19 protein-coding genes are annotated in these 24749 nt (G+C 30.5%); 1 reads left to right on the forward strand and 18 read right to left on the reverse strand.

Features of this window, described 5'->3' with window-relative positions:
* Window position 1: 1 nt before the first annotated feature.
* From IPM32_16675 to IPM32_16720, 10 genes are all read right to left on the reverse strand, one after another.
* Window positions 2–1483: a rhamnulokinase gene (locus tag IPM32_16675; protein ID MBK8946885.1), complete on the reverse strand. Its 1482-nt coding sequence runs from the start codon at window positions 1481–1483 to the stop codon at window positions 2–4.
* A 16-nt stretch (window positions 1484–1499) separates the two neighbouring features.
* Complete coding sequence (locus IPM32_16680; GenBank protein ID MBK8946886.1) at window positions 1500–2198, reverse strand: LUD domain-containing protein; 699 nt, start codon at window positions 2196–2198, stop codon at window positions 1500–1502.
* Window positions 2195–3592 (reverse strand): iron-sulfur cluster-binding protein, encoded by a 1398-nt coding sequence (locus IPM32_16685; protein ID MBK8946887.1) that lies wholly within the window; start codon window positions 3590–3592, stop codon window positions 2195–2197. The genes IPM32_16680 and IPM32_16685 overlap by 4 nt, the downstream gene beginning before the upstream one ends.
* A gap of 3 nt (window positions 3593–3595) precedes the next feature.
* Window positions 3596–4321, reverse strand: a complete 726-nt coding sequence (locus tag IPM32_16690; GenBank protein ID MBK8946888.1) for a (Fe-S)-binding protein — start codon at window positions 4319–4321, stop codon at window positions 3596–3598.
* 90 nt (window positions 4322–4411) lie between these two features.
* The gene (locus IPM32_16695) at window positions 4412–5605 is read right to left on the reverse strand and encodes an acetate/propionate family kinase (GenBank protein ID MBK8946889.1); all 1194 of its coding nucleotides are present in this window, start codon (window positions 5603–5605) and stop codon (window positions 4412–4414) included.
* Window positions 5606–5622: 17 nt separating this feature from the next.
* Window positions 5623–6426, reverse strand: coding sequence for a class II aldolase/adducin family protein (locus IPM32_16700; GenBank protein MBK8946890.1), 804 nt, complete (start codon window positions 6424–6426; stop codon window positions 5623–5625).
* Window positions 6427–6449: 23 nt separating this feature from the next.
* Complete coding sequence (eutM, locus tag IPM32_16705) at window positions 6450–6728, reverse strand: ethanolamine utilization microcompartment protein EutM (protein MBK8946891.1); 279 nt, start codon at window positions 6726–6728, stop codon at window positions 6450–6452.
* Between the two features lie 25 nt (window positions 6729–6753).
* Window positions 6754–8172 (reverse strand): aldehyde dehydrogenase, encoded by a 1419-nt coding sequence (locus IPM32_16710; GenBank protein ID MBK8946892.1) that lies wholly within the window; start codon window positions 8170–8172, stop codon window positions 6754–6756.
* Between the two features lie 16 nt (window positions 8173–8188).
* A complete protein-coding gene (locus tag IPM32_16715; GenBank protein MBK8946893.1) occupies window positions 8189–8887 on the reverse strand; it encodes a hypothetical protein in 699 nt (232 codons plus the stop codon).
* A gap of 57 nt (window positions 8888–8944) precedes the next feature.
* On the reverse strand, window positions 8945–9376 hold the full coding sequence (locus IPM32_16720) for a fucose isomerase (GenBank protein MBK8946894.1): 432 nt from the start codon (window positions 9374–9376) through the stop codon (window positions 8945–8947).
* A gap of 220 nt (window positions 9377–9596) precedes the next feature.
* Between IPM32_16720 and IPM32_16725 the strand changes: the two genes are divergently transcribed.
* Window positions 9597–12974 carry a glycosyl hydrolase family 38 gene (locus tag IPM32_16725; protein ID MBK8946895.1) on the forward strand — a complete coding sequence of 1126 codons (3378 nt, stop codon included), beginning with the start codon at window positions 9597–9599 and terminating at the stop codon, window positions 12972–12974.
* Window positions 12975–13113: 139 nt separating this feature from the next.
* Here the strand turns inward: IPM32_16725 and IPM32_16730 are convergent, their stop codons facing one another.
* The 8 genes from IPM32_16730 to IPM32_16765 all read right to left on the reverse strand — a co-directional run bounded on the left by IPM32_16730 (window position 13114) and on the right by IPM32_16765 (window position 24725).
* Complete coding sequence (locus IPM32_16730) at window positions 13114–13752, reverse strand: hypothetical protein (GenBank protein MBK8946896.1); 639 nt, start codon at window positions 13750–13752, stop codon at window positions 13114–13116.
* A gap of 101 nt (window positions 13753–13853) precedes the next feature.
* Window positions 13854–16049, reverse strand: a complete 2196-nt coding sequence (locus IPM32_16735) for a sodium-translocating pyrophosphatase (protein MBK8946897.1) — start codon at window positions 16047–16049, stop codon at window positions 13854–13856.
* Between the two features lie 35 nt (window positions 16050–16084).
* A complete protein-coding gene (locus IPM32_16740) occupies window positions 16085–16873 on the reverse strand; it encodes a hypothetical protein (protein MBK8946898.1) in 789 nt (262 codons plus the stop codon).
* 299 nt (window positions 16874–17172) lie between these two features.
* A complete protein-coding gene (locus IPM32_16745) occupies window positions 17173–18318 on the reverse strand; it encodes an esterase (GenBank protein ID MBK8946899.1) in 1146 nt (381 codons plus the stop codon).
* 211 nt (window positions 18319–18529) lie between these two features.
* Window positions 18530–19909, reverse strand: a complete 1380-nt coding sequence (locus IPM32_16750) for a Tat pathway signal protein (protein ID MBK8946900.1) — start codon at window positions 19907–19909, stop codon at window positions 18530–18532.
* Window positions 19910–19941: 32 nt separating this feature from the next.
* A complete protein-coding gene (locus tag IPM32_16755; protein MBK8946901.1) occupies window positions 19942–20955 on the reverse strand; it encodes a LacI family DNA-binding transcriptional regulator in 1014 nt (337 codons plus the stop codon).
* Window positions 20956–20979: 24 nt separating this feature from the next.
* Window positions 20980–22767, reverse strand: coding sequence for an MFS transporter (locus IPM32_16760; protein MBK8946902.1), 1788 nt, complete (start codon window positions 22765–22767; stop codon window positions 20980–20982).
* Between the two features lie 17 nt (window positions 22768–22784).
* Entirely contained in the window at window positions 22785–24725 is a 1941-nt protein-coding gene (locus IPM32_16765) for a T9SS type A sorting domain-containing protein (GenBank protein ID MBK8946903.1), read from the reverse strand.
* Between the last annotated feature and the right edge of the window lie 24 nt (window positions 24726–24749).

A 24749-nucleotide genomic window follows, 5' to 3' on the forward strand; every position in this document is an offset into this window, starting at 1 on the left:
ATTACTTATTTTGGAAAATAAGTTTTGCATTTTTGTAATGCAATTCCCATAAATCGGTTTGTGTGGGTGAATATTCTTTTAAATCAACAGAGTTTGCAATTATTTTTCTTCCGTGTGAAATGTCTTTTATTCTTTTTTGCGAAATTGCTTGAACCATAATATTTCCCAAAGCAGTTGCCTCAACCGGACCGGCAATTACTTTTAGACCTGTACAATTTGAGGTAAATTGATTTAACAATTCATTTTGGGATCCGCCGCCAACAATATTAATAATGTTAATTTCTTTTTTCGTAATCGAAATTAATTCTTCAATTAATGTTTTATATTTTACTGCTAAGCTTTCTAAAACAGATCGAATATATTCCCCTTTTGTTTTTGGAATTATTTGGTTAGTGTTTTTACAATATTCATTTATTGCAATTGACATTTTCGGTGGATTTAAAAATTCATGAGAATCAACATCAATAAAACATCTAAAAGGTTTTGCATTTTTTGCAATTTTATTCAATTGTTCATAAGTGAAAGATTTTCCTTCCAATTCCCATTCTTTTTTTAACTGTTGGATAATCCACATTCCCATTACATTTTGCAAAAATCTTATTTTTCCGCCAACTCCGCCTTCGTTAGTAAAATTGGAGGTAAATGACTTTTCATTTATAATTGGCATATCTGATTCAACACCAATTAAAGACCAAGTTCCAGAACTTATGTAAATACAATTATTATTTAAATTGGGAACAGCTGCAACGGCACTTGCCGTATCGTGACTTCCCACAGCAATTACATCAATTTCTTTTATTCCTGTAGAATTACAGATTGAAGGATGAAGATTTCCAATTTTTGTTCCGGGAAAAACAATTTCACACATATTTTTTTTCGGAATTTTTAATCCGTTAAAAATTTTGTTTTCCCATTTTCTACTTTTTGCATTAAGTAGTTGCGATGTTGATGAAATTGTATATTCAGATTTTTTTTCACCGGTTAGTAAGAAGTTAAAAAGATCTGGCATAAATAAAAGTTTATCAGCATTTTGTAAAATTTCACTTTTACTTTTAACCATGCTCAAAAGTTGGAACGCAGAATTTATCTGCATGAATTGAATTCCGGTTAAATTATATATATTTTTTTTTGGCATTAGTTTAAAAGCATGTTCTAATATCCCATTTGTTCTGGAATCTCTGTAAGCAAAAGGATTTCCAAGAAGTTGATTGTCTTGTGTAACAAATCCAAAATCAACTCCCCAAGTATCAACAGCAATGCTTTGAATATCAACATGACCTTTCTGTACAGCTTTAGATATTCCGGTTTTCAATTCCTCAAATAACTGTAGAATATTCCAATATAAACTTCCGTGAATATTCACTGGACGATTTGGAAACCGATGAACTTCTTCTAATCTAATTTTATTATTTTCTAAAATTCCAACAATTGCTCTGCCGCTTTCAGCACCAAAATCTATTGCCAAAAATTTATTTGATTTCATTTAACTTCACCAAAATTTAATTTTTATCAAGTGACGGATCGTCAACAAAAATCACTAATAATTTTCTTGGACCATGAGCACCTAAAACTAAAACTTTTTCTATATCGGCTGTACGACTTGGTCCAGCTACCATCACCATATTTTTCGCTTTTTCTTTATCAATTATTTTAAAAAGTTCAAATTGATTTGGGATTAGATATTTAACTTCTAAAATTGCAATAACATAATCACAAAGAAAATGTGGAAAACTTGTTTTTGAATTATCATAGAAAAATATAAGTTGAGCAATATCTGAAACAGCATAATCAGCTTGAACTATGGAAGTTTTGATTTCACTAATTTTTTGTTTCCGCTCTTCATTATTAAAATCATTTGCTACAATAAAATTAATTTGGGGAATTTGTTTTTCAATTTGATTTTTTATTTTAAGACATAATTCTTGATTAGTTGTAACAACAAAATTTTCACTCTCTGAATTTAAAATTTTTGTTATTGATTCAGCTGCTTTTTCGAAATTTTCAACTAATAAAAATTCACCATTAATTTTTTGTAATTCATTTTCAAATTGTTTAATCAATTCTGATTTTTTAACCATTGTAAATTCATTAATTTTTGAAAAAAGTAAATCATCCGTGTTTGGAATTATTTCCTCTTTTTCCAATTTGTTGCTTAATGCAATTTTAACTCTGGAAAGTATTTTATCTTTGCTGCTCATTTATCGGAATTATATAGTTCGTAAAATTGTTGACGAAAACCTTTTTTATCAATTCCCGGAAATGATCTTTTTTTATGATATCCCGGAATTTTTAAATATTCATTTGGAATAAAATTTTGTGCTTTTTTAGCACTCCATCCAAAAAATCTATATAACTTTGGTTTGGTAGAAATATATGCCCAAGTTTTAATAATAATTTTCTCAAGAAATTTTGATTTGTCTTTTTCTACAACTTTTTTTCTTAACTCAAGAATATGCTCGGGAAGTTTAATTTTAACGGGACAAACATCACCGCAAGCTCCGCACAAACTTGATAAATACGGCGCTTCTTTTCCTTCAATCTCACTTAAATATTGCGGAATTAATGTAATTCCAATTGGGCCCATATAAACCCAATTATAAGCATGACCACCAATTTGCTGATAAACCGGACATACATTTAAGCAGGCTCCACACCTAATACAATAAAGTGTTTCACGCAATTTTGGATCAGCGAGAATTTTTGATCTTCCATTATCTAACAAAACAATATGAACTTCTTCCGGACCTTCATTATATTTTTTTGAACTTGGTCCGCCAATAAAATTTACGTAAGTAGAAGATTTTTGTCCAGTTGCGCTTGGAGCTAAAAGTTTCAAGAAAAAAGGTAAATCGTCAATGCTTGGTAAAAGTTTTTCAATTCCCATTAAAGCCAAATGAATTTTGGGAAGACTAATACTTAAGTGTGCATTAGCTTCATTTTCAACAACACAGAAATTACCGTTTTCAGCAAATCCAAAATTCACACCGGAAATACTCATTTCTGCAGAAAGAAATTTTTCTCGCAATTTTTTTCTTGCGATAAGTAGTAATTCTTCTGGTACATTTGTAAAAGGAGTTTTTAATTTTTCAGTGAATAATTTACCGATATCATTTCTGCTAAGATGCAATGCCGGAGCAATTAAATGTGAAGGGACCTGATTATTAAGCTGAACAATATATTCTCCTAGATCTGTTTCAACTGCATCAATATTATTTTCTATTAAAAGTTCATTTAAGTGAATTTCTTCTGTGGTAAGTGATTTTGATTTAACAATTGTTTTAACATTATTTTTTCTTGCAATATCTAAAATTATTTTTTTTGCATCATTTCCATCAACAGCCCAATGAATTTTAATTCCGTTTTCAATACATTTTTTTTCAAATAGTTCTAAATATTTATCAAGATTTTCAATTACATCTTTTTTGATTTTATGAGTTTTATTTCTCAATTCTTCCCAATAAGGAATTGAGTTAGTTGTACTAATTCTGCTTGATGAAGTTGACGCTGTTGCTTTATAAACTGCTTTTCTTAAATTTTCATCAGCTAAAGCTTCTTCTACATGTTTTTTGATATTCAGTTTTTGATTATCCAAAATTTAAATCCCTAAACTTTGAGCTAATAAATCAGCAATGTGAATTACATTAACATTTAATTTATTTTTATTTATAAATCCTTCAATGTTCATCAAACAACTTGAATCAAGTCCAACGCAATATTCAGCTTTTGTATCTAAAATATTAGTACATTTTCTTTCAACCATCGCAACAGAAACATTTTCATATTTATAAGAAAACGTTCCGCCAAATCCGCAGCAAACATCGGAATCATTCATTTCAATTAATTCTAAACCACTTATCATTTCTAAAATTTTTCTTGGCTCGGATGAAATACCTAATTCTCTTAACGCATGACAAGAATCATGAAAAGTAACTTTATGAGGAAATTTTGCTTTAAAATTTTTAACATTTAATACTTTTATAAGAAATTCGGTAAACTCAAAAATTTTATTTCTGAGCAATTTATATTTTTCATCTAAAGAATTATTAATTTTTAAATTTTGATAATGATTTTTTACCATACTAACGCAAGATCCGGATGGTGCAATTACATAATCAAAATCTGCAAAAAGATTAATAAATTTTTCTACAAGAGGTATTATTTCACTTTGATACCCGGAATTAAACGCCGGCTGTCCGCAACAAGTTTGATCATCAACATAAACTGTATTGACCTTAAAATATTTTAAAATCTTTACCATTGATATTGCAGCATTTGGATAAATATGCTCATTTAGACATGGAATAAATAATGCTACTTGCATTTAAGTTGACTCTAAAGGTTTGCGAAAAAAATTCAGAAACTATATCAAATATTTTTGTTTAACTATTTTAGAAATTGTAAATGCTTAAATTTATTTCTTTTGTAAGATAACTTTTTTAGTTTCTCTTGCTACAACAAGTTCTTCATTTGTATCTAAAACTAACGCGAAGAATTTTGAATTTTCAGTGTTAATAATTTGTTGATGTGTTTGATTAAATTCTTTATTTAATTCAAACCCTAAAAATTTTAAAGAGTTTAAAACTTCTTCTCGCAATTCCCAATCTTTTTGTCCAATACCGCCGGTAAATGTTATTGCATCAATTCCTTCCATTAAAATTATATATTCACCAATATATCTTTTGATATCATAAATAAATTTATTCCTTGCCAGCAGTGCATTTTTATTATTTTCTTTAATTGCTTCTTTAATTTCACGCATATCAGCAGAAATTCCAGAAAGTCCTTTCAATCCGCTATTTTTTGAACATTCTTTCAATGCTTCATCAAGTGTAATTTTCTTTTTTTCCATAATGTATGGAAGAACGAACGGATCCAAATCGCCTATTCGAGTTCCTTGAATTAATCCGGTTTGAGGTGTAAATCCCATTGTTGTATCAATAGATTTTCCATTTTTATAAGCACATAACGATGAAGATCCGCCTAAATGAACAGAAATAATTTTGTGATTTTCTTTATATAGATTTAGAACTTTAATTGTTTCAGAAGTAATAAATCTGTGCGAAGCGCCATGATAGCCATATTTTATTACTCCATAATTTTCAATCCATTCAATCGGAACTCCATAAACTCTAGCATAATCCGGAATATCAACATGAAATCCCGGTTCAAAAACTCCAACTAAATTTGTGTTCGGAAGTAACTCACGAAACATATGTATAGCTTCTAGATACGGCGGATTATGGGCGGGAGCTAATGATGAATAATTTTCCATCGCTTGCAAAACTTCATCATCTAAAATAACTGAACCATTTTTATCACCGGCTTGAATTGTTTTAAATCCAATTCCATCAATTTCTTCAATACTTTTAAGAAGATTATTTTTTGGATCAAGTAAAAAATCCAATGAAAGTTTAACTGCATTTTTAAGTGTTGGAACATTTGAAGTAATTGAAGTAATTTTTTCATTTCCGATCCAATAATTTACAATTGCATCTTTTTCACCAACTCTTTCAATATAACCTTTTGCTAATTGTTGTTCATTATTCATATCCAGTAATTGGAATTTTAAACTTGTTGAACCAATATTGCAAACAACAATTTTCATAGTGTTTCCTAACAAAATTATTTTAATTTACTTAAGATTGCATCAGTAATTTCGTTAATCAATTTATCTTTTTCCAATTGTGATAAATTATTGAAATCAAAATTTGTAGAAGTTTTATCTCCATTATGGATTTCACAAGTACCTTCGGTTTCGCAAGTAATACATCCGGCATTTGTTCTTATTCCGTATTTTTCGCGCTGATCTGTAAGTTTTTTTACTTGATCTTTATTTAGAGTTTTTATACTTCCAACTTGCTGAGCAACAAAAGCAATATGAGCAAAATGCTCGAGCGTTTCCATTTTGTGATATGCATTTAAAACATCTTTCCCGACAGTTAAAGCTCCATGATTTGCTAATAAAAATGCATCATAATCTTTAAGCAAAGGAACAACCGGTTTGTAAAATTCATCAGTTCCGGGAGTACCATATTCAACAATTGGAATATTGCCTAATGCAATTATTACTTCGGGCAATACGCATTTATCAAGCGGAATTCCGGCAACTGCAAATCCAGTTGCATACGGTGGGTGCGAATGACAAACACTTCGAACATCTGGTCTATCTTTATATACTTGAAGATGCATAAAAACTTCAGATGAAGCTTTTTTATTTCCATTCAAAGTTTTACCATTCATATCAACAACAACCATCATATCCGGAGTTAAGAAACCCTTACTAACACCGGTTGGAGTAATAACAACTTTTTCATCATCAACTTTTGCACTTATATTTCCATCATTCGATGCTACATAACCGCGGTCATACATTCTTTTACCCACTTCAACAATTTGCTTTTTTAGGGTAATTAGATTATAACTCATTTTAATTCTCCTATATTTTTACCTTACTTGGAGTTTGGTAAAATGGTTTCAACATCTGCGTGAGGTCTTGGGATTACATGAACGGAAACTAATTCTCCAACTCTTTGTGCTGCAGAAGCTCCAGCGTCAGTAGCAGCTTTAACAGCTCCAACGTCACCTCTAACCATTACTGTAACGTATCCTCCACCAATTATTTCTTTTCCGATTAGACTTACGTTTGCTGCTTTTACCATCGCGTCAGCTGCTTCAATTGCGCCGACTAATCCTTTAGTTTCTATCATTCCAAGTGCTTCCAATTTCATTTTTTCTCCTTTATATTATGATTTGTTATACAATTTTTAATGCATTACTTATTGCAATTCTTCTAACTCTAGTAAAATCTTTTGGTGTACAAACTCCTTCTCCGGTTGGGCTTGCAATTGTATGTGAGAAATATCCCTCGCCGGCACTTCCGCCATTTCCTGCTAAGGATGAACCGTTTACAATCACAATACTTGTATCCATTTCTTGCGTAAACTTTGTAATGTTTTGCAGATTATTTGAATGAATAACTGCAGTATGACCAAATCCATGTTCAGCTTTTTTACAATTTATGACACCTTCTTCAAATGTGTTTACTTTTACAAGTGGCATAAAAGGCATCATTTGCTCAGCAATAACAAATGGATGATTTGCGGAAACTTCGCCAAATAATAATTTGACATTTTCTGATAAATTTAGCCCGCAAGCTGAAGCTAAAATATTAGCATTTTTTCCAATAAAATCTCTTAAACCAAAAAAATGTCCTTTTTCATTCTTAATAAGAGCTTTCTTTGTTAAAATATCAACATGCTCAGAGTTTAAATAAACTGCACCGTTATTTTTCATTGCTTGTATAAAACCATCATATACATCTTTTACAACAAATGTTTCTTTTTCTGCAATACAAAGAATATTATTATCAAATGAAGCTCCGGTAATTATACTTTTTGATGCATTATCTAAATCGGCAGTTTGATCAACCAAAACGGGTGGATTTCCGGGTCCGGCAGCAATTACTTTTTTTCCGGCTTTGAATGCAGCTTCAACAACAGCCGGTCCACCGGTTGCTACAATTAAGTCAATATCATTATGGTTAAATAATTTATTAACATTTTCTAATGTTGGTTCTTTAATCATTGAAATTAAATTTTCCGGTCCACCATTTTCAACAATTACTTTATGAAAAATTTGAATTGCATATGCAGAAACATTTTTTGCTGAAGGATGCACACTGAAAACTACACTATTTCCACCCGCAATTGAAATAATTATACTATTTAATAAAACCGGTATCGGATGTGTTGAAGGAGTAATTCCAGCAATAACTCCATATGGAGCTCTTTCTTCTATAACTGTTCCTTTCGAACCAGTCCATGATTTTGTTTCCAAATCTTCCATTCCCGGAGTTGCATCAGCGGCATTATGATGTTTTGCAATTTTATCTTCAACTCTTCCCATTCCAGTTTCGGCATGAGCTTTTTTGGAAAAATCTTCCGCATATGTATGCATTGTTTTTCTTAATTCGGAAATAATTTTTTTCTTTACTTCTGTAGAAACTTTTACCCATTTTTTCTGTGCAATATTTGATTGATAAACCGCATCATCAACATTTTCAAAAACTCCGTTTGATGAATTAAGATTAGTTGATGAAAAATTTTTATTTCCCAATTCATTTATCACATCTGTAACTAATTTCTGTATATATCTTCTGTCAATATTAGACAATTATTTCCTCGAAAAATTATTTGCTATTTAAGTTTAACCAGCTTACAATTTTCTGTTCAAGCATTTTAAAACCAATCAAATTACTATTGATAAAAAGATATTTTGATTTAACCGAACACACTTTTGAATTACCAATTTCCCAACAAATTTGACCTTTAAAATTTCGTAAATTCTCTAATCTTTTTCTTAGCTGAAATGATTCGTTACTAATAATTATTGTAGATTTATAAAAATCATTTTCAGTTTTTTCAACTAAATCATCAAGCAAATTTTGAAATTCAAGACTATTTAAACTTTTTGGAGTAAAACATTCGCTTTCAATTCCAAGTTTTAATAAAATTTCTTTTGTTTTATTTTTATATGCATCTTCATTAAGATTTGTAAGAACAGCAATTTTGTTTGATTGAACATTTTCTATTTTATTTAGATTGCTACAACTTTCATCATTATCAGAATAAATGATTTTTATTCCATTAAGTGTTAAAAAATCATTTGCAAGCGGTGTGATTATTGTTTTTGGTCGAACCTTAATTTTTGTAAAACCTTTTATTTTAGTTAATTCCACATCTGAATATGTTAATAGTTTTTTATCAAATATAAATTCCAAATTTTCATTTACAGAATCTTTTAAATGTGAAATCTTCCTTTCTTCAAATAATCTGGAAATTACTTTTTCAGCAATAACTTTTATAAATTCTTCGCGTGAAATAATCATTTATCAGTACTTATTTTTTCTGGAAATTTAGTTTTCATTTTTAATTACGTTAAAAATTTATAAAGTTATAACTCCCTTTTTCAAAATAATATTTGCATAAAGTGCCATTTCGCTTGTTGCTATTACTGCATAAGCTTTTTCTGCTCTTTTGTAAAATTCAAATCTTTCTATAAATTCAAATTCAGTAAAGTGTTCATTACTTTCATTAAGGATTTTTTTATAGTCATCCCAAATTGTTGGAACATAATTATCACCATCAACTATTTTCATTAATCCAACAGGCTTTTCAACATACTTATCAAGAGGAAATAGTTTTAAGATTGCTTCTAAAATTACCGGAACATTGTGTCCGTCCATTCTAATAAGACGTTTTGCAATTGAAGCAGCCGGAAAATTTCCATCTGCAACTACAATTTCATCACCGTGACCCATTTCGCAGAGAATTTTTAACAAATCTGCACCAATTATTTGCGGAATATTTTTTAACATTTTGATTTTCCAAAAATATAAAATAAAACTTTACTTACTCGTGTAAGTAGAATATATTAACTTACTAATTAAATAACTTTTTAACAAAATTTTTTTTTGAATGATAAAATACAAAGTAAATTCATTTATTAGAACCAATATGGATTTTATATAAAACAATTACAATTTTGCTATTAGATATTGTTCTATTATAATTTTAAAAATTATTAAGGGATAGAAAATGAAAAAAAATAATTTAACGCTAACAATAATAGTTTTTGCTATGTTTTTTTTCTCATCTGCATTTGCTCAAAGTGAAAAAAATGAATTTATTCAAGGTTATGAAAAAATTATTCAGCGAGGAAATTTTTCTTATCATTCACCTCATCCGGATATTACTAAAGCATTGCTGGTTAGAGCCAGAAAGGGTGAAATGGTAATTGAGTGGCAAACGGAATCCGTTCCGAAGAGTTATAAAAATGAATTTATATCTTTTGTTTGGTATTTTGCAATTTCTCAAAATTCAATTAATCATCTCTTTAAACTTTCTGTAAATGACAAACCATTTCTAAAATTTAAAAATGAACTGGGTTCAAAAATTGGAAGTTGGGAAATTAAAGGGATTAATAATTCTCTTCTAACTTTTAAAGCAACCACAACTGATAGATATAATGATTTAATGGGAATTGCAATATTAAAGATTCATAAAAATGACATAAAATTTGGTGAACCAATAAATATAAAAGTTACCGGAGTTGATGCAGAAAGCTCCGATTGGTATATGACATTTCAAGGAAAGGTTGACGCTGATGTTAGAATTGTACCAACAGATTTGGTTTCAAAAAGTAAAAATGGAAATTCTATAATTTACAAATTGAATATTGTTCATTTGGATAATCCAAAAGAAATTTCTATAAAAACTAATACCGGATTTTTACATAACTCAACTGTAAATACCGGATTTAATACATTCCAAATTTCTGTACCAACAAATTTTGTAAATAAGGAAATTGAAACAGAAATTAAAATTGAAAACGAAATTATTAAAAAATCTTTTGTAGTAAATCCAGTTAAAGAATGGGTTGTAAATTTAGTAATGCACAGCCATACGGATATTGGTTATACTCGAAGTCAAACTGAAATTCTTGCTGAACATTTAAGATTTATAGATTATGCTTTGGATTTTTGTGATTTAACTGATGATTATCCTGAAGATGCAAAATTTAGATGGACTTGCGAAAGTGCATGGCCAGTATTAAAATATTTAAATAGCAGACCAAAATCACAACTTGATAGATTTAGAAAACGTGTGCAGGAAGGAAGAATTGAAATTATGAGTATGTTATTTAACATTTCAGAAATTCCCGATGAATCTTTACTTGCCTCAATGTTAAAACCGATTAAAACTATTACTGATGCTGGATTTACAGTTTCAACTGCTATGCAAAATGATATTAATGGTATTGGTTGGTGTTATGCTGATTTCTTAAACAATGCCGGAATAAAATATTTAGTTATGGGCGAGCACGGACATCGTGCAAGAATTCCGTTTAATTATCCAACTGTATTTTGGTGGGAATCTCCAGCGGGAAATAAAATTCTTGCATATCGCGCAGATCATTATATGACGGGTAATGTTGTTGGTGCTCATACCGGAAATATTGATTTTGTTCAAACACATTTAATGCAATATTTGGCAAATTTAAATAAAGCCGGTTATCCGTTTAAAGAAGCACATTTACAAATGTCCGGATATGTGACTGATAATTCTCCACCCTCGCTAATGGCTTCAAACTTAGCAAAAGACTGGAATGAAAAATTTGAATGGCCCAAATTAAAAATTTCAACAGCATCAACTTTTATTAAAAGTATAGAAAAACAATATGGTAATAATTTACCGGTTCAAAAAGCAGCTTGGCCCGATTGGTGGGCTGATGGTTTTGGATCTGCTGCAAGAGAAACTATGGAAACAAGAAGAGCGCAAGCAGATTTAATTACAAACAAAGGATTACTTAGCATCGCTTCTTTGCTTGGTGCAGATGTTCCAAATAATGTTATAAATGAGTTAAACGAAATTGAAGAAAACTTGTTTTTCTATGCAGAACATACTTTTGGTGCTGATGAAAGTGTAAGCAATCCAACTTCTGAAAATACAAATGTTCAATGGCTGATGAAATCAGCTTATGTTTGGGATGCGGCAAAACGAACAAAAATCTTAAAAGAAAAAGCAATGGGATTTATTCAACAATATATTCCAAAAGCTGAAACTCCTACAATTGCAATTTTTAACACTCTAAATTGGCAAAGATCCGGGTTGACAAATATTTATATTGACCATCAAATAATTCCACGAAATAGAAAATTTAAAATTGTAGATTTTGAAGGAAATGAAGTTTTTGCTCAACAACAATCAAGCAGAGAAGATGGAACTTACTGGAATATTTGGGCACAAAATATTCCGTCTATGGGTTACAAACTTTATAAAATTATTGTTGAAAATGAACTTTCATCATTACCTATAATTGAAAAAGAAACTCAACAATTTGAAAATCAGTTTTATAAAATTGTTTTGGATACTGAAATTGGTGCAGTAAAATCAATTTTTGATAAAGAAATGAACACCGAATTAATTGACCAAAATTCGGATTGGAAATTGGGTCAATTTATTTATGAAGAATTATCAAATAGAAATCAATTAGAAAGATTTACTTTAGATGATCAACCGGTAAGGACCACTTTAACTAATGTGGAATTCAAAGGCGTTAAAAAAGGAAATATTTGGAACAGCATTTATTTATCGGGGAAAAATGAAAAATGCTGTGGCAACAGTGAAATAAATTTGGAAATCAGACTTTTCAATTTTGAAAAAAGAATTGATATAAATTATTCAATAAATAAACTTGCGATAACAAATCCAGAAGCAGTTTATGTTGCATTTCCGTTCACACTACCTAATTCTAAAATCACTTTTGAAGCACAAGGTGGGATTGTTGAACCGGGCAAAGATCAAATTCCGGGGACTTCAACCGATTGGAATATTATTCAAAATTTTGCAACAATTAAAAATGAAAATGCCCAAATAATTTTTTCATCAAATGATATTCCTTTAGTTCATCTGGGCGGCTTGAATATTGGAGAATTCAAATATGTTGCTGCTCCGGAAAACACTCATATTTATTCATGGGTTTTAAATAATTATTGGGTTACAAATTTTAGAGCAAGTCAAGATGGCGAATTAAAATGGAGTTATTCGTTCACTACTGCAAATACAAATACAAATGAAAAAAGTTACAAATTTGGTTATGAAAATAGAATTCCATTTGCCTCAAGAGTTTTTCCGGAAGGTAAATCAAATAACAATAATTTTAGCGATTCATTTTTAAAATTAAACGATCCCAATATTATTTTAGTTTCTGCAATGCCTTTTGAAAATACAAAAAAAATTATCTTACACTTAAAAGAAATAAATGGAACTGCAAGAAATATTTCTTTAGATAATTTGATAAATAAAAACAAACAAAATGTTTATGAAGTAAATGTTCTTGGCAACAAATTAAATGAACACAAAATTATGAAAGTAAATCCGTATGAAACAAAATTTGTTATGGTTGAATTGTAGTTAGATTTATAAGAAAATGAGTTTGCAAAAGTAATTTTAAGAATTTAAATAATATATAGAGGTGAGATTTGTTTTTTATGTTTAAAATTTCTTTTATTGTTATTTCAAGTTTGTTATTTGAGATTTAAACTTTGGTGGTTTATTCAAAAAGTAAATCACCAAAATATTTTGGCAAATGAAAATTTGGTTTTTCAGATTTAATTAAATTCCAACATCCATAGTGAACAAAACGTGTTTCATCACCACATTTGTAAAAATTTGCTTTTGCCGGATTTCTTGCAAACTTTTGCACATAATATTTTTCAAGTAAGTAAATTGGAATCAATAATTTAATTTCCCAAAAGTTATTTTCAATATTGCCAATAAAAGGTTTAGTTAAAGTTGAAAACACTTTTACTAATTCAACATCTTTAATAGGTAGAATTTTTCTGTTGCCAATTTTACCAAAACCAATATAAATTGTACCGATAGCATTAATTTCAAAATTAAAATAAGCCTCAGAATTTTCCGGGAATAAATTGATAAAAAATTCCACACAGCTATCTTTGTAAACCGGATCGTTTATTTTAGTATAAGTTGCTGTAATTTCATTTTCAAAAACTTTAAAATTCAAAAAAATACTACTTTCAGAATAACAACCTTTTATTTCAACTTTTGGACTATAATTATTTTGCATCCATAAATAGTGATTTATTGAAATTGAATTAAGATTGCTAATATTAATTTCATCAAAATTTGATAATAAATGATCATTAATTTTCTTTAGTAAATATTTCATTCTGTTTGGAAATTTTATTTGCTTGAAAAATATTGAGTTTGGTACAAAATAAAAAACCCCATTTAAAAAATGGGGTCTTGTAAAACAAAATTAAATTTACTCTAAAAAATACTGAAAGCAACTGTTAAACCAGACATAACAATTGCAACCATACTCATTAATTTGATTAAAATATTCAAACTTGGTCCAGCTGTATCTTTAAAAGGATCACCAACCGTATCACCAATAACAGTAGCTTTATGAGCTGCCGAACCCTTTCCACCTACATTGCCTTCTTCAATATACTTTTTAGCATTATCCCAAGCACCGCCAGCATTAGCCATAAAAACAGCAAGAACAAAACCTGTTCCCAGTCCGCCAACTAATAATCCCATAACTCCGGAAACACCAAAAATAATTCCGGTTGCAATTGGAGCAAAAATTGCAAGGAGTGAAGGAACAAGCATTTCTTTCTGTGCACCTTTTGTAGAAATTTCTACGCATTTTGCATAATCCGGTATTGTTTTACCTTCCAAAATTCCCGGCAATTCTTTGAATTGTCTTCTAACTTCATCAACCATTTTTTGTGCAGCACGTCCAACAGCATTAATTGCCAAACCGCAAAATATAAATGCCATCATTGATCCAATAAAAATTCCAATTAAAACTTTCGGATTCATCAAGTTAACTTCATAAAAATTCATAAAATCTTGTAATGTTGCCGTTGTAGTTGAAACCAATACTCCATTTCCTAAATCAAGTGTTTCTTGACCGATTCTGATTAATCCAATTTTAATTTCTTCAATATAAGAGGCTAAAAGTGCTAATGCTGTTAATGCTGCAGAACCAATTGCAAATCCTTTTCCGGTTGCAGCAGTTGTATTTCCTAAGGAATCCAATGCATCGGTTCTTTGTCTAACTTCTTTACCTAGTCCGCTCATTTCTGCATTTCCGCCAGCGTTATCTGCAATTGGACCATAAGCGTCAGTTGCTAAAGTAATTCCCAAGGTTGAAAGCATTCCAACTGCAGCAATACCAATACCATATAATCCCATTCCCATATTTTCAAAAGTGAATCCTGATGCAAATAAGAAAGACAAAACAATACCAACAACAACAGCCAAAACTGGGATTGCTGTTGACATCATGCCAACACCTAAACCGGAAATTATTACTGTTGCTGGTCCAGTTTTTGCGCTTTCTGCAATTGATTGAGTTGGTGCATATGATTGTGAAGTGTAATATTCGGTTGCTTTTCCTATTACAATTCCGGTAATTAAACCAACAACTATTGAGCCCCAAATTCCAATTGCGTTATCAAGTTGAAGTAAATTCAAAATTATAAAAGAAAAAATAACTATTAATAGCGAACTTAAATTCATTCCCTTGGATAAAGAATTTAATAATTCTTTTTGAGTAGCGCCTTCTTTTGTTCTAACAAAATAAATTCCAATTAAAGATAAAACAATTCCAATTGCAGCTATAAGCATTGGGGCTATTACAGCTTTATATTGTAAATCTGTATTTGTATAAAATGCAGAAGCACCTAAAGCAGCTGTTGCCAAAATTGAACCGCAATAAGATTCATATAAATCCGCACCCATTCCCGCAACATCACCTACGTTATCACCAACATTATCAGCAATAGTTGCCGGATTTCTAGGATCATCCTCCGGAATTCCAGCTTCAACTTTTCCAACTAAATCAGCGCCTACATCTGCAGCTTTTGTATAAATTCCACCACCAACTCTTGCAAACAATGCTTGTGTTGATGCACCCATTCCAAAAGTTAACATAGTTGTTGTTATTACAATTAAACTATGTCCGTCTCCCTGAGTTATCGGATAAAAATATTTCAATACTAAAAACCATATCGAAATATCTAATAGTCCTAAGCCAACAACAACTAAACCCATAACAGCACCGCTTCTAAAAGCAATAACTAACCCGTGATTTAAAGAAGTGCGAGCTGCATTAGCTGTTCTTGCTGCAGCATAAGTTGCTGTTTTCATTCCGAAGAAACCAGCTAAACCGGAGAAAAATCCGCCGGTTATAAAAGCGAAAGGTACCCAAGGATTTTGCAGCTGTAGAACATATGCTAAAAATGCAAATAAAACAGTTATAATAATGAAAAAAATTCCAACAACTTTGTATTGCTGTTTCAAATAAGTCATTGCGCCTTTTCTAACATAAAGCGCAATTTCTTTCATTTTATCGGTACCTTCATCTTCTTTCATCATTTGTTTGAAAAATATTCGGGCAAAAATTAATGCCACAATAGAGCCTAAAGGTACTAACCAGAAAAGAAAATCTTGCATAATTATCTCCAATAAAAATCAAAACACATGTTTATTTAAATTGTACTTCTAAAACCAATTGTTAATGCCGAACGCAGCCAAGCATGTTGCTTATCTTCCAATTCTTCCAAATTTGGGAAATGATAATATAGAAATTCATCTTTGCTGCCGACAAAAAATCCATTTTTACATGTTCTATATAATAAATCACTTTGGAAAAATCTTATCACAGTTTTAGTTGGTTTTTCCGGATTTTTTTGTAAACCAATTAAACAATCTCTTAAATGATCAATATTAGAATAAGGTAAATTACCAATTGCTGCATTTCTAGGATCTGTTGCCAAATTATTCAATATTAATTCCACAAATATTAATTTTGGCACAGAAACCGGTCTGGTTGTGTCCGTTATTACTTTCATAAAATCAACAGGATTGTATTTACTTGCGATTCTTGGTGTTACCGGACAAAGCTGCTGATAAAGATGCAATCCATCATCTTCCGGAGATGGAACATAATTACTTTTACATAATCCTAAAACTCTTCCGTCATCCGTTGCAAGATATAAATCCATTAAAGCATTCAAAGGAACATTTTCAAGAACTCTGTAAATAGATAAATAAAGCGATCTTTTAGGAGTTCCATCTTGATGCGGGATACATTCATTTTCCCATCTTTCTCGTGGAAATTTTCCATCCATTAGAGTTGGATCGACTTCAAAAAATATTGCTTGTCCTCTGCTCCTTTTTTTTGTACCTACTGCAAGATAATTTCCGAACTCTTCCGGTGGGAGCATGGAGCCAATTAAAGCTTCCGGAGTAAGCAAAAGATATAAGTATTTTTTCATAAATTCACCTTATTTGTAAGTGAATGATTTATTTATTGTTTAGAATTTTTGAATAAATTTTTGGATAATAAAGACATTTCAGTCCAGTTAAAATATACAATTTTATAATTATAAACAATTTGAATTAGGAAAAAATATTTGAAGTTTCTGTGAAGTGTAAAAACTTACGATATTTTGAATAAAAAATTTTACCCAAAATTAAAGTTCAAAAATTAGTTGAATTCTACTTAATAATGATTTAACTTTATCTAACTACCGTATTTTATTATTTTACAATATATTAGGATACTTTATTTAAATTATTTAAACAGTAATTGCGAAAATTCGAAAAGATAATCTCGCCAATTTTCCCAGGTGTGACCCCCATCTGTCTCTTTATAAATAATATTAAAATCATGTTTCTTTAATAAATTAACTGTACTTCTCGTTGTTTCTAAAAGAAAATCATCTTTTCCGGTGGCAAACCAAAATAGTTTTAGATCTTTTTTCAAATCAACATTGTTTAAAACTTCTAAATTATTATTTTCCCACTGTTTACCCATATTAGCTAAAAAAGATTCTCCATCATTTATTCCAAAAATCCCAGAACTAAAAACTCCAATATATCCATAATCTTGTAAGTTTGAAATTGCGATATTTAAGGTATGACCCCCACCCATTGATAATCCAGCAATAGCAGTGTGAGATTTATCATTTAAAATTCTATAATTATTTTCAACGAAAGGTTTAATTTCTGATAAAAAATCTTCAATAAATTCATCTTTTGTTGGGCGAAGCATTCCAAATTGAAATGGTTTTGTATGTCCAGCCGGCATTACAATTATCATCGGTTTAATTTTATTTTCAGCAAGTAAATTATCGATAATGAAACCGGCTCTTCCTACTGTTGACCAAGCATCATCGCTATCATATGCTCCGTGCAATAAATAAAATACCGGATAACTTTCATTACTATTTTGGTATCCAGGAGGAGTATAAATGTGCATTCTTCTATTTTTATTTAACGATTCTGAATAATAACATATCTCAGAAATTGCTCCGTGAGGGATATTTTTATTATCCATAAATTCTTTCCCGCTCACATAGAACAGACTCCAATTATTCATATTGGATTCACTAATTTCTGTTCTTTTGGGATCAACAATTGAAATGCCATCAACATTAAAATTGTATCTGTATGCTCCGGGTGTAACCGGTCCAACTGTAATTGACCACACTCCATTATCTTCCCTAATCATTTTACCATTCTGATAAATATTTGGGATATCTCCACCTCCAACTGAGACATTTTTTGCTTCGGGAGCATAAATGCTTAATGTTACTTTTCCATCTGAATGAACTTTTATTGAATTAAGTGTGTCATTTGGTGTTGGTTGATAATTTTGAGCATAATTTGAGTTTGTCATAAAAATAGTTGTGATTAAAATTAAAAGAAAATTTTTCATGTATCTCTCACTAATAAATTTCTAAAATTGAGTTACCTTCTGCATCAAAATAGCAAATTTTTGATGTATTTATTTTGAATTCAACTTCGGGTCCAATTTTCAGCTCTTTTTATATTACAATTCTTCACTAAATATTAATGCTTCAAAATAAAATAAATACTTTTTTATTTCCTTATGGCTCAGTTAATTTGATTTTCTAAGATGCTCTTCCCTAATTATTTTTCTTAACAAATCCCAAATTTTTTAATCCGATTTGTATAACCGGATCTTTCATACAATATTCCCAAACAAATCCGGTTTTATAGTTTTCTATCATAATAACAATTGGTCCTTGATCGATTCCTAAATAGTCATTATCAATCCAATTTAAAGTTGGATTAAAAGCATCTTTAAATCCGTATTTATCCCATAATCCTTGTGAACCGTATTTTTCTTTAAAATTCATTATTGTTGGAATTACGATTTCTGGAGCAAAAGGAATTGACGATATAGCAGCAGTTGGTGCAATTGTTCCATCATCTAAAGAACCTCTAAAAGGATAACTTGGTCCTCGTTCTCCATATCCTTTATAAATACTTCTATCTAAATTCGGAATTTCATCAGCTGGTCCATCACAAGCAGTTAAGCCCCAAGTTAAAGAATCATATCCTTTCCAGCCTTTTGGATTTTCAATTGCATATTTTTGCTGAGATAGTGTTGCTCTTCGAGAATTTTCAAAGTAATCAATTCCTTTTTCAAGCATGTATTCGTCATAAATATTTCTGTAATCAACAAAACAATTGGACCATTGAAAAGCAAACAATGCTGGAAAACAAGCATGATCTAAACCCGGGTAAGGTGCATACCAATTATATGGTTTAAGCCAATAATTATAAGCCGATTTATAATTTTTATATCCGCTGCCAGCAGCCAAAATATATAAATAATGCCCTTCATTAAAACCGGTCCAGCTCATATTTCCAAATCCTAATTCAGGATGCCAACCCATTGTAATTGCGCCGCCAAAAAATTCTTCAGATTCAGGTTTTGTCCACCAATCCCAATTCATTCTAAACGTAAGAGAATCCGCAGTTTTACGAATAAAATTTTCTTTTTCATTTTCCTTATCATAATACATTCTTGCAAATCTAATTCCTGCTAATAACCAAGCTGAATCAATTGATGAAAGTTCGCATTTGCCAACTCTCTTTCCGGCTTGCATATCTAAAAAATGATAATAAAATCCATTAAACCCAGTTGCATCAGGTTCCATGCTTTGTTCAGAATTTAACAAAAATTTTAGAAGATTATATGTTAAGTCAACCGCTTGTTCACGCGGAATCCAATTCTTTTCAACACCGATTGCCCAAACCGGTAATGCAAATCCCACAGCAGCAATACTAGAAGGTGAATCCTTTGTTGATCTATCCTTAACAAGCCCATTTTCCGGATTGACTTCATTTATAAAATATTTGAATGAATAATACTGTAAAGTATCTAAAAATTTTTCTTGTTCTTCTTTAGAAACAAATTTTTTGTTACCAATAACTTTTACATTGCCGTTGCAACTAATAAAAGTTATTACTGTTAAAAATAAAATTAGATATTTCATAGTCCTCATTTCATTTTATTAAAATTATTGAATTAAATTTTACATCCGCATGATTCACCAATAATCAAGCTTGTTCCAAGATTATGTAGTAGAGGTAAATTTTGATCAACTTCCTTATTAATCATTTTTAATAAATACTGTACTGCGTTACTTGCTAAAAGTCCGATTGGAACTTTTACAGTTGTTAGAATTGGAGAAATTATTTGCGATATATAAATATTATCGAATCCGGCAACAGCCAAATCATTAGGAATATTTAGTTTTAAAGATTTTGCACCTTGATATATTCCAACGGCTGTCATATCATTTGCAGCAAAAATTGCATCCGGTTTATTTTTTTGATTTACCAAATTCAGAAATCCTTGATAACCGGAATCTATTGTAAAATCTCCATCATAAATAAAATTATTATTTAATATTAATTCATTTTCTTCCAACGCTTTTTGGAATCCTCTAAACCTTTCTTCAGCTTCACAGTTTCCCTTTGGACCTTTAATCATAGCAATTTTTTTATAACCATGAGAAATCAAGTGTTCAACAACAGATTTTGCACCGTTGAAATTATCTACTGTAAAATTCACAATATTATTTATTGATTTACTGGAATTCAAAAAAACAATTGGTGTCTGTTTTTTCTTTGAGATTAACTCAATTCTCTTATTTAATTTTGGTGCCATTAATAGAATTCCATCCACTCTTCCGGTTGCCATAAATTCAATTACCGTATCAATTTCGTCTCGCTGACTATTTGTGCTTGAAACCATTAAATATTTATTTGCTTTATGAACTTCATCATCAATATTGTGAATTACGCTCATAAAAAAATCACCGTCTAACCCAGGAAGAATTAACCCAATTGTATCTGTTTTTTTAGTTGATAAACTTCTTGCAAAATGACTTGGTCTATACTCAAATTTATTTGCGATTTTAAGAATATTTTCTTTTGTTGAATCTTTTATAGATAAACTACCGCTTAATGCTCTTGAAACTGTAGCAGTTGAAACCCCAGCTTCTTTTGCAATTGTTTCTATATTTATGTTTTTCATTTTAATAATATCAAGTAATAAGTGTTATTCAATCACTTCTGCATCATTAGTTGCTGATCTGCTTTTTAGTATTTCTTTGATTTCATAAACACGATTTTCAGTTAAAGAATAACGTGAAATTGTTAACACTGCAATTATAACCAATACTGTTGGAAGACCAATTTCCCAAAAACGCAACCAGAATAAAGTTGAATCCATCTGTTGAGTCAGATCGGCATTGTATCCAGTTAATTCTAACAGATAACCGCTTATAATATAAGCTATGGAAACAGAAGCTTTCCACCACCAACCATAAACTGCATAATAGCTACCTTCCCTTCTTATACCGGTATTTAATTCATCCTCATCACAAATATCCGCGTTCATAGAATTTACCAATGAAAAACACATTACCATTCCCCAAGAAAGGAGTATAGTTGGGATTACAGATAACCATGGATACGTCTGACTGTAACAAACTATTTTTGATAATTGTCCTATTGCCAATAAAGAAAATGAAAACATTACTGTTTGCTTTTTTCCAATTTTGGTCGATATCCAAGACATTGGTAAAACACCTACTAAACCTGTTAGTGCCCAAATAGTTCCATTCCAACCCATCAGAACAGAAGCAGCATCTTTATCTCCAAGATATACATAATATATCATAATAAAATTGCTAAAGCCCATTACGAACTGGAAACCAACTATGACAAATACAAAAGAGATTACCAGTTTAATAAAAGTCTTATTTTTAAGAGTAACTTTAAAACTCTGAATAAGTCCAACTTGTTCTTGTTTCTTAGTTTTATGAAAATTTCTTTCTTTACAAGTAACAGCACAAATTACTGCTGAAATAATTAATATTAAACCCATAACTGCACATACAACACGAATACCAATTATTGGGTTTCCAAATACTTCCAAACGTGCTAATGCATATAACCATGGTGAAGAGATAGCTCCCACATTACCAATAAAACTGGCATATGCAAAAACTCTTGTTCTCTCATGATAATCCGGAGTCATTTCAAATCCCAGCGCTCCATGAGGAACTGAATATATTGTTGTTGCGGTATAGAAAAGGAGTGACATTACTAATAGATAAACAAATACATCATTTTTACCACGTCCTTCACTTGTTGGCGGTGTCATACTCCATGCTAATTGAACCATTTGTGGAGAAGTTATTTTAGGCGAAGAAATTAAAATATTCCCCGAATCCAATTTAACATGTGCCTGAACATATTGGCCATCTTCTTTGGCAATTTCAAACCACGCAAAAGTTTTTACTTCTTTTTCCTTAACATTAAATAAGGTTATTTCTGAAGTTTCACTTTCTAAATTTTTCTTCTCATTTGTTATTTCAACTAGTTTAAGCTCTGGAACATCACTTAATATTATATTATTATCAATCAGTTTATAATCAACTTGTATATTATTGTTATTAAAAGTATTAAAAGAGGTAATAGTTTTTGTTTGAACTAAATATTCTTCTGCATTTGGTACCCAGAAAACCGCAGCAAAAGTAACACCAACAAGAATTCCTCCTAAAAGAATATAAGGAATGCGGCGACCAAATCGAGATCGAGTATTATCTGAAAGCATTCCAGCAATTGGGTCTGAAACGAAATCCCATACACGCGGAATAGCTGCAGCAATTCCGAATAAAAAGGGAGCCATTTTCAGCATATCGATATAAACAAGACTTGTCAGATTCATCAATGAATTAACAGCTACAATAGTTACTAATGCACCCATACCATAGCCAAACTTCTGTATAAACGGCAACCTATCTTCCGGTGCAGTTTTGTGGTGTTGTTTCAATTCCATTTTTTATCTATAAAATATTATTTTAATAAAATCATTTTCTTTGTTTCAATAAAATTTCCAGTAATTAAAGTATAATAATAAATTCCGCTTGATAAATTCTCTGCTCTAAATTCTATTTTATAATTTCCAGGATTTTGGTTTTCGTTAACTAAAGTTGCGATTTCTTTTCCTAGAATATCATACAAATATATTTTCACATTTGACTCCTGCCTGCCGGTAGGCAAGGTTTTATTTTTCACATTTGAGGGAATATTATATTTTATTGTGGTTGTTGGATTAAACGGATTCGGATAATTTTGTTCTAAACTAAATTTGTTTGGAATTTCATTTTGTTCCTCAATATCAGTTGGAGTTTCTGAATCAAAAAATGGCGGATAAGATTTAAATAATCTTTTTATATCCGGATCATTCATAAATAAATTCCATAATAATTGAGATCTATAATTTTCAATCATGCAAATTATCGGACCTTGATCAATTGCCAAATATCCATCGCTGAACCACTCACCTTTTACTCCGTTTGAAGAATATGTTAAATTGAAAGCATCTTTAAATCCGTACTTTCCCCATAATTTATTTTTAAGATTTCGATAAAAATATTTCATTGCTTGCGTTGATGCATATGGAGTGTAAGGCATTGAAGAAAGTGCAGCTGTCGGCGCTATTGTTCCGTTATCATTATTTGGTTCATGTGCAGTGTACCCAATTCCCGGAATAGAATAACTTGCTGTTAAACCCCAGCATTCTTCACTATATCCAGTATGGTTTTTGGGATTATCAATGCAATAATTTAGGTTTAACATAGTTTGATTTATATTTTGTCCGAAATAATTTGCATATAAATCTCTTTTAACTCTCGGATCAAATCCTATAAAAGAATAGTGTGTAAAGAATAAAGGTCCGCCATAACCACTACCAACCGAAAGCGTAATTTCATATTTGGGAGAACCGGTATATTTTATATTTCCATTATTTCCCCAGCCCGAAGCATAATATTGTTGTGCAATTGGATGAGTAGGAGAAGCCAAAGCCAATAAATACGGCATCAATGTTTCGTTCCAGCCATGGAAAATAAAAGTATCATTAAAATTAAATCCTAAAGTTGGAGACCAGTTCCAATATAATCCGGTTGAGCTATTTCTATAAAAATCCCAATCAACATTTTCCCAAAGTTGGGTTATTAAATTTCTTATTTGCACTTCAGTTGAATCTGTTTGTTCAAAATACTGGCGTGCACATAAAAGTCCTTGAACCATAAACCCGGTTTCAACAATATCGCCGCCGTTCTGAACTCCAAAATTAATAACTTTGCCGGTGGTACCGTTGAACCAATGTGGAAATGCACCATGGAATTTATCCATTTTATTTTGCATAAAATCTGCAATTTTCAATATTCTTTCTGCACCTTGTTCTCTTGAGATAAAGCCTCTTTCAATACCGACCAAAATTGCCATTACACCAAAACCACCACCGCCAATTGTATTTGTTTTATCATTTTCATCGGGATGCCATCGTTCACGCGCAACTCCGGAAACCGGATCGCCCCAATCCCAGAAATATCTAAATGTTGCACGCTGAACCATATCCATAAATTCTTCATCGCTCATTTCTGAAGTTAGAATTTCAACTTCTGAACTTAATTCTGAAGTTTTCCCAGAATTATCAATTGCTTGAATTTTATATTTTTCACTTTTTCCTAATTCTCCTAACCATATCATTTTATTATTAACATTATTTGGAAGCATTTCCAAAAATGTAAAAACTGATCCATTCCATTTATAAATAATAAAGTTTTTCACATCGGAATTTTCATCAATATCCCAATATAAATCTCCATGAAATTCATATGAATAGGCTCTAAAATTATTTGGAATTGCCGGAGGAATTGTATCTTGTGCGAATTGTAAATTTGTAAAAAATAACCAAGTTAAAAATATTATACTCAAAATCTTCATCATTTTTTCCTTATGAAAACAGATTTA

It is taken from the genome of Ignavibacteriota bacterium (assembly GCA_016716225.1).
Lineage (GTDB): Bacteria > Bacteroidota > Ignavibacteria > Ignavibacteriales > Melioribacteraceae.